The sequence below is a fragment of the Bacillus sp. FSL P2-0069 genome (assembly GCF_038593315.1).
Lineage (GTDB): Bacteria > Bacillota > Bacilli > Bacillales > Bacillaceae > Bacillus > Bacillus safensis.
Map to the genome: position 1 here is coordinate 922,715 of NZ_CP151984.1, position 13,735 is coordinate 936,449.

Sequence of the window (13,735 nt, forward strand, 5' to 3'; positions counted from 1 at the left end):
CATACGCTCATATAGTAGGGATAAGTCCGATGAGGAGGGATGGTTTCCTTGAGCGTATCTGAAAAACGTCTTTTACAAAGAGCGATTGATGAAATTACAGAAATTGCAGAAGGATTTGGTCTAGATTTTTATCCGATGAGGTATGAAATCTGTCCCGCGGAAATTATTTATACGTTCGGTGCATATGGAATGCCAACACGATTCAGCCACTGGAGCTTTGGGAAGCAATTTCATAAAATGAAGCTTCATTATGATTTAGGATTAAGCAAAATTTATGAACTGGTGATCAATTCAAATCCTTGCTACGCCTTTCTACTAGATAACAATACGCTCGTTCAAAATAAATTAATTGTGGCTCATGTATTGGCACACTGTGATTTCTTCAAAAATAATTGCCGTTTCCAAAACACAAAACGAGATATGGTCGAAAGCATGTCAGCAGCGGCAGAGCGGATCAAAGAATATGAGCATATCCACGGAACAAAAGAAGTCGAAGCCTTTTTAGATGCCGTATTGGCTATCCAGGAGCATATTGATCCGTCTCTTGTTCGATCAAAATTAAGCTGGAATATGGACGATAAAGAAAGTGAAGATGATAAACCAAAACGTCAAACGCCTTATGATGATTTGTGGGGAATGGATGAGCCGAAAATGCGTGAGAAAAAGAAAACCGTTAAGCAATTTCCGCCAAAGCCTGAAAAGGATCTTTTACTCTTTATTGAAGCGCATTCCCGGGAGCTGGAGCCATGGCAGCGGGATGTTCTTACCATGCTGAGAGAAGAAATGCTCTATTTTTGGCCGCAGCTGGAAACAAAGATTATGAATGAAGGCTGGGCATCGTATTGGCACCAGCGGATTATGCGGGAGCTTGATTTGGATTCAAGTGAATCGATAGAGTTTGCGAAATTAAATGCAGGTGTGGTGCAGCCATCTAAAACAGGCATCAATCCTTACTATTTAGGGCTGAAAATTTTTGAAGATATTGAAGAACGCTATAACAACCCATGTGAAGAATTAAAAAAAGCAGGGGTCAAAGAAGGATCTGGCCGCAGTAAAATGTTTGAAGTCAGGGAAATTGAATCGGATATTTCTTTTATTCGAAACTACTTAACGAAAGACCTTGTGATGAGAGAAGACTTGTACTTGTTTCAAAAGCAGGGGAGAGATTATAAAGTCATTGATAAAGAATGGAAGGCGGTTCGTGATCAGTTAGTCAGTATGAGAGTGAATGGCGGCTTTCCGTATTTGACCGTGATCGATGGCGACTATTTAAAAAATAACGAACTTTATATCAAGCATTGGTATGAAGGCATTGAACTTGATCTGAAATACTTAGAAAAAGTCCTTCCGTATTTATATCAGCTGTGGGGAAGAAGTGTGCATATCGAGTCAGTTCTTGAAGGAAAAGAAGTGATGTTTTCTTATGATGGAAAAGGGGTTCATAGGAAATATCTCGCTTAATGATCATAAAAAAAGATGTCCTCAAACGGACATCTCTTTTATGTGACTGGAGCTGGATTAAATAGACACAAATCGTTATGAATCCCCCAATGATCGGCCCATGTTTCTTTCCGGCCGCTGGCGATATCTAGTATATAATGAAACAGGTCTGTACCGACTTCCTCGATTGTTGCTTCTCCGGTTGCAATACGGCCGGCATCAAAATCAATAAGATCCGGCCATTGTGTCTGTAAGCTGGTTTTCGTAGAAACTTTTATTACAGGTGCTGCTGCTAGGCTGTATGGAGTTCCTCGGCCTGTTGTGAAAATTTGTACATTCATACCAGAGGCGAGCTGCAGTGTTCCGCAAACAAAATCGCTTGCCGGCGTCGCAGCAAATATCAGCCCTTTGGTGGCCGCTTTCTCACCAGGCCCAATCACACTAGATATTGGACTTGTGCCGGATTTGGCGATAGATCCAAGCGCCTTTTCTACGACATTGGATAAACCGCCTTTTTTATTTCCTGGGGAAGGATTTGCACTTCTATCTGCTTGACCTCTGCTTAAATAGTCGTCGTACCATTTCATTTCCCGTATAAGTGCCTGCCTCGTTTCTTCATTCAAAGTTCTTGGAGTTAATAGGTGAATGGCATCACGCACTTCTGTCACTTCTGAAAAAAGAACCGTTGCTCCTGCTTTGACAAGGAGGTCTGCTGCATATCCAACGGCGGGGTTTGCAGTTACACCTGAGAATGCATCGCTTCCACCGCATTGTAAGCCTACCACTAAATCCGATACAGGACATGGGACGCGTGTCCGCCTATTGAGTTTCTTTAGTTTGTGCTCTGCAGCCTTCAGAATGGAGGTAATCATTGAAGAAAAGCCTGATTCCTCCTGTAATGTTAAAATATCGTCTTGCCGCTCTTCTGACACAATGCGTGATGGTATGAGTTTTTCACAGCCTAATCCAATGACGAGCACTTCTCCGCCAAAGTTCGGATGTGTGGCTAAGTTTTGGATGGTTCTGATGGGAATGACCGCATCTGGTGCATGAATGGCCACACCGCAGCCGTATTGGTGGTGGAGGGGAATTACGTCATCCACATTTGGATATTTCGGCAGCAGATCTTCCTTGATTTTTTTGACCGCATAGTCAAGAACCCCAACGACACATTGCACGCTTGTTGTAATCCCGAGAATATTTTTAGTACCAACAGAATGATCTGGATTTCGGTATCCCTGAAATTCATAACCATCAAACTTTTTAAGCGGAGGACCGCTGTATGTTAGGCATGATAATTTGTCTAAAGGAGGAGGAGCTGGCATTTGAACGAGCTCTTCTTTCACCCAGCTTCCTTGTATGATGGTTTCGCTAGCGTATCCAATGATTTCACCATATCGCACAATTGGTGCATGCTGTTCAATTGTCTTAAGTGCAACTTTATGCCCTTGAGGGATGCGTTCAGTTAACGTCAATCCACTTGAAAAGCTGGTGCCAGCTGGTAGTCCGCCATCATTTACGATGATTGCTACATTATCCTTTGAACTTACCTGAATATATAGAGGTGCTTCCTTTGCTTTTTGATTCAAGAGATCACTCCTTTGAAAACGCTGTCTTTTTAAGAGGAGAGGAAGCATATCCGCTTCCGTATCATGGCGTTTGATTTAATCCTTTTAAAATCTTATCACGTACAAACTTCAAATGTTCATGCATATGGAAGTGTGCTTGATATGGGTCTCTAAGCTGAAGCGCTTCATAAATTTTCTGATGATAATTAACGGTCACGTTTTTTTCTCGGTAAGGAATTTGGCTGTCAATCTTGGCGTGTGATACTAAAAGCGCCTGAATCATGCCTTCAACAACTGGATTGTTTGCACTTAAGGCAATAATCCGGTGGAATTCTTTATCGGCTTCACCATAGTTGTTATCTGTACTTTCCTCAATCATTTCAATGGTTCTTTCTAATTTTTTTAATTCTTCATCACTAATTTTCTCAGCAGCAACGGTGACAAGGCCTAGTTCTAGTACCATACGAGCTTCTAGAATGGCTGGTAAATTATCTTGAGCCAGTGCGAGCATAACTGAAAATGGCTGATTGCTAATTTTATCATTAAAATATGTACCGCCTCGTGTTTTTCTAGTGATAACGCCTAATGTTTCAAGAGAACTTAAAGCTTCGCGCAACACAGGGCGGCTTACCGATAAAATATCCATGAGTTCCATTTCTGTTGGCAGTTTGTCACCAGCTTTTAATTGTCCGCTAGACAATAAATGAACGATACGTTCTATGACTTGTTTTGCTAATGTTTTTCGATTCACTGTTTCAAATTTAAGTTCATCCATACTTTCATTCACGAGTCATTCTCTCCCTTCAGTTGTTCAATTGTAAGACAAAATGAAGGGGAATACAATCATTTACAGTCAAACTACCGAATCAAACACGGTTTTTTCGGGTCGAATGTCCAGCCATTCATGAGATATTGCATCTGAATGGCATCATTTCTTGCACCAAGCTTCATTTGTTTATATAAACGGTTGGCTTCCTCTATCTTTTCTAGATCAATTTGAATACCCAGCCCGGGTTCTTGTGGCACTTTGACACGACCTTCTTTGATTGAAAGTGGGTTCCTTGTTAAATGCTGGCCATCTTGCCATATCCAGTGGGTATCAATCGCTGTTATATGACCTGGTGCAGCAGCGGCAACGTGTGTAAACATGGCCAGGGAAATATCAAAATGGTTGTTTGAGTGCGATCCCCAAGTCAAGCCGTTATCATGACACGTTTGAGCGACTCTAACTGAACCTTCCATTGTCCAAAAGTGCGGGTCCGCCAGTGGAATATCAACTGCATGTAATTGGATGGCGTGTGACAATTGACGGAAATCAGTTGCGATCATATTTGTAGCCACTTGAATGCCGGTAGCTCGTTTGAATTCGGCCATAATTTCTCTTGATGAGAATCCGTCTTCTGCTCCACATGGATCCTCTGCATATGCAAGCACATGTTGTTTTCCTTTGCAAAGCTGAATGGCTTCATCAAGAGACCACGCTCCATTAGGATCAAGTGTGATGCGAGCATTTGGAAAACGTTTTGAAAGAGATTCTACAGCTTCCATCTCTGCTTCCCCGGAAAAGACACCGCCTTTTAACTTGAAATCCTGAAATCCATAGCGTTCATAAGCCGCTTCAGCCAAACGGACAATGTCCATCGGTGTTAGTGCTTTTTGACGCCTTAGCCGGAACCAGCTGCAAGATGAATGATCTTCTTTCAAATAGGGGAGAGGGGTTTTCATTTGATCCCCTATGTAAAATAAATACCCAAGCATGTCAACGACCTGTCTTTGTTGACCTGTTCCTAATAAAGAGGCAACCGGTTCTTCTAAAAATTGACCTAATAAATCCAAGAGAGCCGCTTCTAACGCTGTAACAGCATGTATTGTTGTCCGTAAGTCAAAGGTTTGATTGCCTCTCCCGCTTCTATCGAGGTCTTGATATGTTTGCTGCACCGATTGCAGGATGGCATGATATTGCCCAATTGGTTTTTGGAGGACAAGTCTGGCGGCTTTTTCAAGTGTTTGTCGAATGTTTTCACCGCCGGGAACTTCTCCGACTCCTTGACGGCCACTGCTGTCTGTTAGTATGACAACATTTCTTGTGAAAAAAGGTCCATGCGCTCCGCTTAGATTCAAAAGCATACTGTCATAGCCGGCAACAGGAATCACCTTCATGTCAGTAATGTAAGGGAGATTGTTTGCTCGTTCCTTTTTGACTTCTTTTAAGTATTGATTCATATATATCCTCCTTTATATAAAGCGCTTTCAAATAGAGCTGGATGGGACTTGGGCCGCAGGTGTTGAAGGGGGTTCTTTTAACTTCACACGTTTAATGGGACCCACAAGGAATAAATAACTTAAGATTGCAATAACGGCATTACTGCCGACAAAGACGAGCGCACCACTGAAAGAGCCTGTCGCATTGACAATATATCCAATGATAATGGGTGTTGTAATGGATGCAATGTTGCCAAAGGTATTAAATAAACCGCCGCTTAACCCGGCACATTCCTTTGGGGAGGTATCTGATACAACGGCCCAGCCAAGTGCACCGAATCCTTTTCCAAAGAAAGCAAGCGACATAATCGCAACAACAATCCATGAAGATTCTGTATAGTTGCAGATGATCATACTGCATGAAAGAAGCATGCCGATAATAATGGGTGTCTTTCGTGCGAAAGTAAGCGATTTCCCGCTTTTTAATAAAAAATCGGATAACAAGCCGCCAAGGATTCCGCCTAAAAAACCGCAGAGAGCTGGCAGGGAAGCAACAAAACCTGCTTCGAGAATGGACATTCCTTTTGCTTGAACAAGATACACAGGAAACCACGTCAAGAAAAAATAAGTGAGGGTGGTAATGCAATATTGAGCAATATAAACCCCAATTAACATCCGATTTGAAAGTAATTGTTTCACGTATGGCCATTTGGATTCTTTGTTTTGCTGGCTCTTTTCATCGTCCATTGAGGTCAAAGCCCCGCCTTTTGATATGTAATCGAGCTCTGCTGCGTTAATTTTCGGGTGTTGTTTTGGATTATAGACGGTTTTTATCCAAAGAAAAGACAGCAAAATACCGAGGATTCCCATAACAACAAAAACAGAATGCCATCCTAAAGAATGTGTAAGCCAGCCCATAATTGGAGAGAAAATGACAAGCGCAAAATACTGAGCTGAATTAAAGAAAGCAGAAGCTGTTCCACGTTCAGAACTAGGAAACCATGCAGCCACTACACGGCTATTGCCTGGAAAGGAAGGAGCTTCCGCCAGCCCTACTAAAAATCGCAGGGTAAAAAGGAGAATAATCGCAGTACCCGCTGTAAAAAAACCTATGGCACCTTGAAACAATGTAAACAAAGACCAAAAGAAAATACTGCAGGCAATCACCATTTTAGAACCGAATTTATCCAATAAATAACCGCCAGGCAATTGGCCAATGACATATGCCCAGCCAAAAGCAGAAAAGACATAACCCATTGATACAGAGCTAAGACCAAGGTCATGTTGAACAGAATCTCCAGCAATAGAAAGGGTAGCACGATCTGCATAATTGACAGAAGTGACAAGAAACAGCATGAAGACGATAAACCAGCGGACAGACGTTTTTTTATCAGTTTGTGAAGCATGGAAGAGGTTATTTATCATCATTTCTTCTCCTTTTCTAAAATAGAGAATTGAGGAGGGCAGATGCCCTCTCAAATGCTTCAATTTTACGATTTAATGAAAACGGTTTGAATGGCTGTAAAGAATTCCTTTGCCGCTTCTCCTTGTTCACGAGAATGAGAGCTTGATTGTTTCATTCCACCAAATGGTGCCTGTAACTCTACACCAGCACTTTCTGCATTAATTCTAATGAGCCCAGCTTGGATATTCTGAATAAAGGACAGCATACGACCGATATTTTGGGTGAAAATAGAAGCGCTTAAGCCAAAAACCACATCATTGGCAATGTGAAATGCTTCATTGATATCTTGCACTTTGATTAAAGCAATGACAGGACCAAATATTTCTTCTTGAGCGATGGTCATGTCTGAGGTGACATGTTCGAAGATAGCAGGCTCAATAAAATAACCATTCTGATAATCACCATCTGTTAATGGTTTCCCGCCAAAAAGGAGGGTGGCACCTTCTTTTTTTCCAGTTTCAATATAGGAAAGGCATTGATCAAGCTGCTGTTTGCTTGCGATCGGACCCATCCATACGTCTTTTTTTAAACTGTCCCCAATAGTGATCTCTTGCGTTTTTTGAACGAGTTTTTCTTTAAAGGCATCATAGATGTCTTCTTGGACAATGACTCGGCTCGTTGCTGTACATTTTTGTCCAGTTGACCGGAAGGCTCCTGTAATGGCTGCTTCTACCGCAAGATCAAGATCCGCATCATTGGCTACGATAACGGGGTTTTTTCCTCCCATTTCAAGCTGATACTTAATCCCGCGATCAAAGGCTTTTTGACCGATGGCTTTACCCGTTGCATTTGATCCAGTAAATGTAATTCCTTGGATATTTGGATGTTCAATCATTCCTTGACCTACGACAGCTCCCGATCCTGTGACCATATTGACTACTCCTTTTGGAAGGTGGGCATCTGCAAAGCAGGCCATGATTTTTGCGCAAGTAACGGCAGTTTCTGTCGCAGGTTTAATGACGACCGTGTTCCCATAAATGAGTGCAGGAGCCATTTTCCAAATAGGGATGGCAATAGGGAAATTCCAAGGAGAGATGATGCCTACAACACCTAATGGAACCCTTTTAGTGAACATGAGTGCCTCTCGGTCAGTAGAAGGAATGACATCGCCTTCTTTGCGCATTCCTTCGCCGGCATAGTAGCGGAGAATGGCTACACCGCGTGCCGCTTCTCCTTTTGCCTCAGGCAGAGTTTTACCCATTTCTTTTACAGCAGTAATGGCAATGTCATCGAGACGTTCTTCCAGCAAATCAGCTGCTTTATAAAGATATTGTCCTCGTTCTGCACCTGATAAATCTCGCCACATCGTCTTTGCTTCATGAGCTGCAGTGATGGCTCCGTTTACATCTTCGAGACTTGAGCGCTGCACATATCCAGCAGCCTCCTCTTTGTCGGCAGGATTTTGAATGGGGATCACTTCTCCTGTGGAAGCCTTTACCCATTCACCATTGATATAATTGAAGTACGTTTTTTGTTTCACTGAAGTGGACATAATATGAGCTCCTTTCTTTCGTTAATTCACAGCCGCTTTTTTCGGGAAGCGTTCCATTGCGTGCTGTAAAATGTTCTCTAGTTCTTGATAGTGTTCTTTTTCTACAGGAACAACAGGCGGTCTTGCTGAATTGCGGACAGAATGTCCCATAATGTTCATGCCGGCTTTAATGAGTGAGACGGCATAGCCCTTTCTCTGTTGGCGAATCCGGTTAATCGGTAGAATAACAGTTGTGTAAATGTCCTTGACCGTTTCTTGATCACCCGTTTTTAGTGCGTGATAAAACATTCTTGAGATGTGCGGGATATAATTAGAAATTGCGGAGGAATAGGAATGAAAACCAATCGGTAAGTAAGCCGGCATTGTGACCTCTGCCATAGGCAATCCATTTATATAGCTGAGCCTGCTGCCTATTGTATAGGAAAGATTCACGTTTAAATCCATATCACCGACCCCATCTTTTACACCAACAAGCTGTTCAAAAGAAGTGAGCCGTTTGATTTGCTGCACAGAAAGAACAGCATTATCTCGTTGATATAAGATGGCATTTAGGTTTGTACTTTCTATAATGGTTTTGGCGTATTCATATAGTCCTTCTTGTTCACCATGAATTAAATAAGGAGGGAGTAATAAGTAACCGTCAACGCCTTTTTCCTCGGAAATTTTCGCCCACTCCAGTGCGGTATTTAAATTTCCTCCAACTCCTGAATAAACAGGAACTTGACCACCGGCAGCTGCAAGTGCCACATCAATCATTTGCTCGTATTCTTTTTGACTAATAGACTGAAATTCTCCCGACCCACATGCAATAAAAATGGCATCGAGCCCTTCGTCTAGTAAGAATTGAATGTTTTGAAATAGTGCTTCCTCAGAAAGCTGACCATTTGCTTGAAAAGGAGCGATAGGAAAACCTAATATGCCTTCTGGTGCTCTTCTACCTTGAATCATTGCTAAAAACCTCCTGTAATTTGTTAAAAAGAAAGGTAAGCGCTACCAAAAACTCTTTTGTTTAATTGTAAGACAAATAAACAATTTGTCAATATCTTTATTTTCAGAAATTTCAACTGGAAGATTGAACAATAAAAAGAGCAGGCATTTTCTACACCTGCTCTTACAATGTTCTTCGTTTTATTGATGAAGTAATTTAAAGATATGTTTTGCTTGATCTGTATTTTCCATCAGACCTTTTAGCTGCTGGCTTGTTGGGCCATACGCAAAGAATGGAACTTCATCACCGGTATGACCAGAAGTTGTCCAGCCTGTATGTGATCTTGTATTGATCACTTCTTCAATCGCATCATCAATTTTAACAGTATCTTTTGTTTCAGCGGCCTTTTGAATAGAGGCTGTTTCTTCTTTTGTGAAATCAAGATTGATATATTGTTTCAGCGCTGACTCAACAGTCATGCCGCTGACAATTTTGTTTGCGATAAAGTCAGGCGTTTTTTTCGCTGCTTTTACCGGTTTGTAATCCCAGCTGCCTGAACCGTCTGCTCCGAAGGAAAGTCCGCCAGTTGAATGATCTGCGGTCGTGATGACTAACGTGTTTTTATCCTTTTTCGCAAAACGAATCGCTTCTTCAAATGCTTTTTCAAAATCCTTCATTTCGCTCATTGCACTGACAATATCATGATCATGTCCAGCCCAGTCAATTTGACTGCCTTCGACCATAAGGAAAAATCCTTTTTTGTTTTTAGACAGCTGTTTGATGGCTGAGGATGTCATATCTTGCAGGGAAGGGGTCGTTTGATCACGATCAATGGCTTTATCGAGACCTCCATCAGCAAAAATGCCTAACACTTTTTCATTTTTGTTTTTTTGTAAGGCGGCTTTATTGGTGACATAATCATAACCGGCTTGTCTGAATTCCTTCGTCAGATCACGATCCTTTCGGACAAAATCGACAAGTCCTCCGCCAAGCATGACATCGACTGTATGCTGTTTCCCGATTTTCTCATCGAAGAAATCATCAGCGATGGCTGCAGTGTTTTTCCTAGACACATCGTGAGCGGCATACGCAGCAGGCGTAGCATTTGTTAATTCAGATGTCACGACAAGACCCGTCGATTTTCCTTTTCGTTTGGCTTCTTCTAAAACGGTTTTTAGTTTTTTGCCGTTTTTGTTTACACCAATGGCATTGTTGTATGTCTTTTTACCAGTGGCCATGGCTGTACCAGCTGCTGCTGAATCGGTAATGTTACTTTTAGAGTCGTCAGGGTATGTTTTATGCATGCCAGTGAGGTAAGGGTCAAACGCTGTTTGCTTTGAAAGGTCACCGTTGTGTTTAAATGAGCGGTAAGTTGAAAGATAAGGTGTTCCCATGCCATCTCCAATCAGCACGATCACATTTTGCACGTCATTTTTCGGCTTCTTTTTAGCCTCAGCTTTGTCAGCTTGTCCAAATTCAATCCCTGAAAAAATGCCAATCGATAGCACAGATGCTGCTGCCACTGCAGCAATTTTCGTTTTCGAGCTTTTCAACACACTCATTCATTTTGCCTCCTCATTGTTTATGTATCGCTCTTACGTTTACAATGGTAGAGCAGAAGTGTGGATTCCTTTTTACAGCACCGTAAAGTTCACTTTAAAATTGTAAAGGTCCACTTTACATAGAATGAACCAAAAAGAGAAATGAATGTATCATTTATCCATGACAAGATGCGATTATTTTGTCATGATTGTGTAATGAAAATGAAATAAAAAGAACCCTAAAAAAAAATAAATTTTGCCGAATTAATAAGCATAATGTCGTAGGAAGTCAAGACTATTTCTTCTGGTATTTGATCCTTATAATAGGGAGTAGATAAAAATTCGGATCAGATAGATACATACAGGAGGAACAAATGAAAAAACAATTGATCACAGCTGCAAGTGCAGTTCTACTTGGGACGACATTATTTGCCGGCGCTGCCTCAGCACAATCAGTAAAAGTTCAAAAAGGTGACTCTCTTTCTGTTCTAGCGAAAAGATACAAAACAAGCGTGAGCAAAATTAAATCAGACAATAAGCTGAAATCTAACGTGATTTATGTTGGACAAACCTTAAAAGTGAATGGCACTTCTTCGAAAAAAGCAGTGAAGACATCAAAAACAACAACAAAAGTAAAAACGGCTTCAGCAACTGCCACTCATAAAGTTGTCAAAGGTGATACATTATCTAAGATCGGCAAAAAATACGGGATGACTGTGAAAGAGTTGAAATCGTTAAATAAACTTAAAACAGACCTCATTAAAATCGGGCAAAAGCTAAAGGTGAAAAAGACGTCTAAAGTAAAGGCGAAACCTGTGAAAGAAAAAACAGTCTCTACTTCTTCCTTAAACACGTCTAAGCTCATAGCAGATGCTAAAGCGCAAAACGGTACTCCATATAGATGGGGTGGAACGACACCGAAGGGCTTTGATTGCAGCGGATTTATGTGGTATATCATTAACAAACAAAAAAAGATTTCAAGACAAACAACTGAAGGTTTCTGGGGATCGATGAAAAGTGTATCCAAACCAAAGGCTGGAGATTTTGTCTTCTTTACAACGTATAAATCGGGTCCATCTCACATGGGTGTCTACCTTGGGAACAATAAGTTTATCCATGCTGCTTCTGACGGTGTAACGATCAGTGATATGACATCAAGCTATTGGAAGCCTATTTATCTTGGAGCGAAAACATTTGTAAACTAATTCATTTTAAGAGACTGCTATGAAGCAGTCTCTTTTTTCATATATCATTTGTGCCGCAGAACTGGTCTTTTTCTCATAGATCACTATCGGTCTAAAGGCTTTAAAATAACATAATTGTGACCCCGCTTTTAAAAAAAGGGTCTTATTTTTGTTGAATAATAAGTATATGAAAAAAATATAATCTTCCATGTTGTATCATAAATAGAGGGAGACAAACTATCAATTGAATAAGGATTGAAGAAAATCTAACCGTTTTATTGACAATATTTTCGTTGATATATAAGAATTTTCACTCTATTTTTTAAAAAAGTGTTTTCATTTTTTAATTTTCATATATAATAATTTTACGCCACCAATTTATTGCGCTAAATTTAATCTAAATATTCAGAAAATATTGTGAATTATATGAATGTGGCGTCTTTAGACTGATACTAAGTTTTGGGAGTGATGGTATGAGCAATTCGTTGTTTAGAAAAAAGAGCATTTCAGAGCTCATTGCGGCAACACAAGGGGAAAAAGCATTAAAAAAGGAATTGGGTTCATTTGATTTAACCATGCTGGGCATTGGAGCCATTATCGGGACAGGGATATTTGTTCTAACAGGTACAGGAGCCGTCACTGCGGGGCCAGGACTTGTGCTATCATTTGTCATCGCAGGTCTTGCTTGTTTGTTTGCAGCACTGTCATATGCGGAATTTGCTTCAACAGTGCCTGTGTCAGGGTCTGTGTATACATTTACGTACGCATCAATGGGGGAATTTCTAGCATTCATCATTGGCTGGGATTTAATATTAGAATATATGCTGGCTGCTAGTGCCGTTTCAGCGGGCTGGTCAGGCTATTTTGTGTCTTTTTTAAATGGGATAGGGGTTCATATACCAGTTGAGTTAACAGCAGCACCAGGTGGTTTAAAGGGACACGTGACATATTTTAATCTTCCAGCATTTATTATTTTAATGGTCATCACCTTCCTGCTGTACTTTGGTATTAAAGAATCAAAACGAGTAAATAACATCATGGTTATTATGAAAATTGCTGTGATTCTGCTCTTTATTTTAGTCGCTGTGAAATATGTAAAACCTGAAAACTGGACACCATTCGTTCCATTTGGGACATCAGGGGTCTTAAGTGCAGCAGCCCTAGTATTCTTTGCATTTATCGGGTTTGATGCAGTTGCTTCTGCGGCAGAGGAGACAAAAAATCCATCACGCAACCTGCCTAGAGGAATTATTACTTCTTTATTGATTTGTACGCTGCTTTATGTCGTTGTCAGTGCGATTATGACGGGCATCGTTCCTTTTATGAATTTTGAAGGAGTATCACATCCAGTGTCTCTCGTTTTACAAGTAGCCGGACAAAACTGGGTGGCTGGTATTGTGGATGTCGGAGCGATTCTAGGGATGACAACCGTGATGCTTGTCATGCTGTACGGCCAGACACGCGTGATGTTTGCTATGTCTCGTGATGGCTTGGTGCCAAAGGTATTATCAAAAGTTCATCCAAAGCATAAAACTCCTTACATCAATACATTGTTCTTCGGTACATTGTCAGCATTAATGGGTGGATTTATTCCACTTGATGAGCTGGCAAGTTTAGTGAACATCGGGACACTTTCAGCATTCATTTTGATTTCAGTGGCGGTCATTGTGATGAGAAAAACGCAGCCGGACTTACCAAGAGCTTTCAGATGCCCGGCAGTTCCGCTTATTCCGATCTTAGCTATTCTATCTTGCGGATTGCTCATTTATAAGCTTGGTGCAATCACCTTTGTACGTTTCTTAATCTGGCTTGCCATTGGGCTGGTTGTGTATTTCTTATATTCAAGAAAGCATTCAGAATTGAATAAACAATAAATGAAAAAAGCCCGTGATGCTTGGCATTAGTCAAGTAACAC

The 13,735-nt window shown here is 41.0% G+C and carries 10 protein-coding genes; 3 read left to right on the forward strand and 7 right to left on the reverse strand.

Going from position 1 to position 13,735, the window contains the following annotated elements; translation table 11 throughout:
• The first annotated feature begins 48 nt into the window (after positions 1-48).
• Complete coding sequence (locus tag NSQ34_RS04640) at positions 49-1,461, forward strand: SpoVR family protein (protein WP_024426593.1); 1,413 nt, start codon at positions 49-51, stop codon at positions 1,459-1,461.
• A gap of 38 nt (positions 1,462-1,499) precedes the next feature.
• Here NSQ34_RS04640 and garD read toward each other — a convergent pair whose 3' ends face one another.
• The 7 genes from garD to NSQ34_RS04675 form a co-directional block, all read right to left on the reverse strand.
• On the reverse strand, positions 1,500-3,077 hold the full coding sequence (garD, locus tag NSQ34_RS04645; RefSeq protein WP_176967552.1) for a galactarate dehydratase: 1,578 nt from the start codon (positions 3,075-3,077) through the stop codon (positions 1,500-1,502).
• A gap of 13 nt (positions 3,078-3,090) precedes the next feature.
• On the reverse strand, positions 3,091-3,795 hold the full coding sequence (locus tag NSQ34_RS04650; RefSeq protein ID WP_034282256.1) for a FadR/GntR family transcriptional regulator: 705 nt from the start codon (positions 3,793-3,795) through the stop codon (positions 3,091-3,093).
• Between the two features lie 71 nt (positions 3,796-3,866).
• The gene (locus NSQ34_RS04655; protein ID WP_176967551.1) at positions 3,867-5,231 is read right to left on the reverse strand and encodes an enolase C-terminal domain-like protein; all 1,365 of its coding nucleotides are present in this window, start codon (positions 5,229-5,231) and stop codon (positions 3,867-3,869) included.
• 27 nt (positions 5,232-5,258) lie between these two features.
• Positions 5,259-6,635 (reverse strand): MFS transporter, encoded by a 1,377-nt coding sequence (locus tag NSQ34_RS04660; RefSeq protein WP_176967550.1) that lies wholly within the window; start codon positions 6,633-6,635, stop codon positions 5,259-5,261.
• Between the two features lie 65 nt (positions 6,636-6,700).
• Entirely contained in the window at positions 6,701-8,167 is a 1,467-nt protein-coding gene (gene gucD / locus NSQ34_RS04665; protein ID WP_176967549.1) for an alpha-ketoglutaric semialdehyde dehydrogenase GucD, read from the reverse strand.
• A gap of 21 nt (positions 8,168-8,188) precedes the next feature.
• Positions 8,189-9,115 carry a 5-dehydro-4-deoxyglucarate dehydratase gene (gene kdgD, locus NSQ34_RS04670; protein WP_046310385.1) on the reverse strand — a complete coding sequence of 309 codons (927 nt, stop codon included), beginning with the start codon at positions 9,113-9,115 and terminating at the stop codon, positions 8,189-8,191.
• 180 nt (positions 9,116-9,295) lie between these two features.
• The gene (locus NSQ34_RS04675) at positions 9,296-10,657 is read right to left on the reverse strand and encodes an alkaline phosphatase (protein WP_061109610.1); all 1,362 of its coding nucleotides are present in this window, start codon (positions 10,655-10,657) and stop codon (positions 9,296-9,298) included.
• A 353-nt stretch (positions 10,658-11,010) separates the two neighbouring features.
• On the opposite strand from NSQ34_RS04675, the gene NSQ34_RS04680 reads away from it, so the two are divergent.
• Both NSQ34_RS04680 and NSQ34_RS04685 read left to right on the forward strand, forming a co-directional pair.
• Positions 11,011-11,841, forward strand: a complete 831-nt coding sequence (locus NSQ34_RS04680) for a C40 family peptidase (RefSeq protein WP_041116968.1) — start codon at positions 11,011-11,013, stop codon at positions 11,839-11,841.
• Positions 11,842-12,293: 452 nt separating this feature from the next.
• Positions 12,294-13,694 carry an amino acid permease gene (locus NSQ34_RS04685; protein WP_098676770.1) on the forward strand — a complete coding sequence of 467 codons (1,401 nt, stop codon included), beginning with the start codon at positions 12,294-12,296 and terminating at the stop codon, positions 13,692-13,694.
• The last annotated feature ends 41 nt before the right edge of the window (positions 13,695-13,735 follow it).

Bases quoted from the DNA above. Each gene is read 5' to 3' on its own strand.
- garD (WP_176967552.1), bottom strand. From the start codon at position 3,077: ATGCTTCCTCTCCTCTTAAAAAGACAGCGTTTTCAAAGGAGTGATCTC.
- NSQ34_RS04655 (WP_176967551.1), bottom strand. From the start codon at position 5,231: ATGAATCAATACTTAAAAGAAGTCAAAAAGGAACGAGCAAACAATCTC.
- NSQ34_RS04660 (WP_176967550.1), bottom strand. From the start codon at position 6,635: ATGATAAATAACCTCTTCCATGCTTCACAAACTGATAAAAAAACGTCT.
- gucD (WP_176967549.1), bottom strand. From the start codon at position 8,167: ATGTCCACTTCAGTGAAACAAAAAACGTACTTCAATTATATCAATGGT.
- kdgD (WP_046310385.1), bottom strand. From the start codon at position 9,115: ATGATTCAAGGTAGAAGAGCACCAGAAGGCATATTAGGTTTTCCTATC.
- NSQ34_RS04675 (WP_061109610.1), bottom strand. From the start codon at position 10,657: ATGAGTGTGTTGAAAAGCTCGAAAACGAAAATTGCTGCAGTGGCAGCA.
- NSQ34_RS04680 (WP_041116968.1), top strand. From the start codon at position 11,011: ATGAAAAAACAATTGATCACAGCTGCAAGTGCAGTTCTACTTGGGACG.
- NSQ34_RS04685 (WP_098676770.1), top strand. From the start codon at position 12,294: ATGAGCAATTCGTTGTTTAGAAAAAAGAGCATTTCAGAGCTCATTGCG.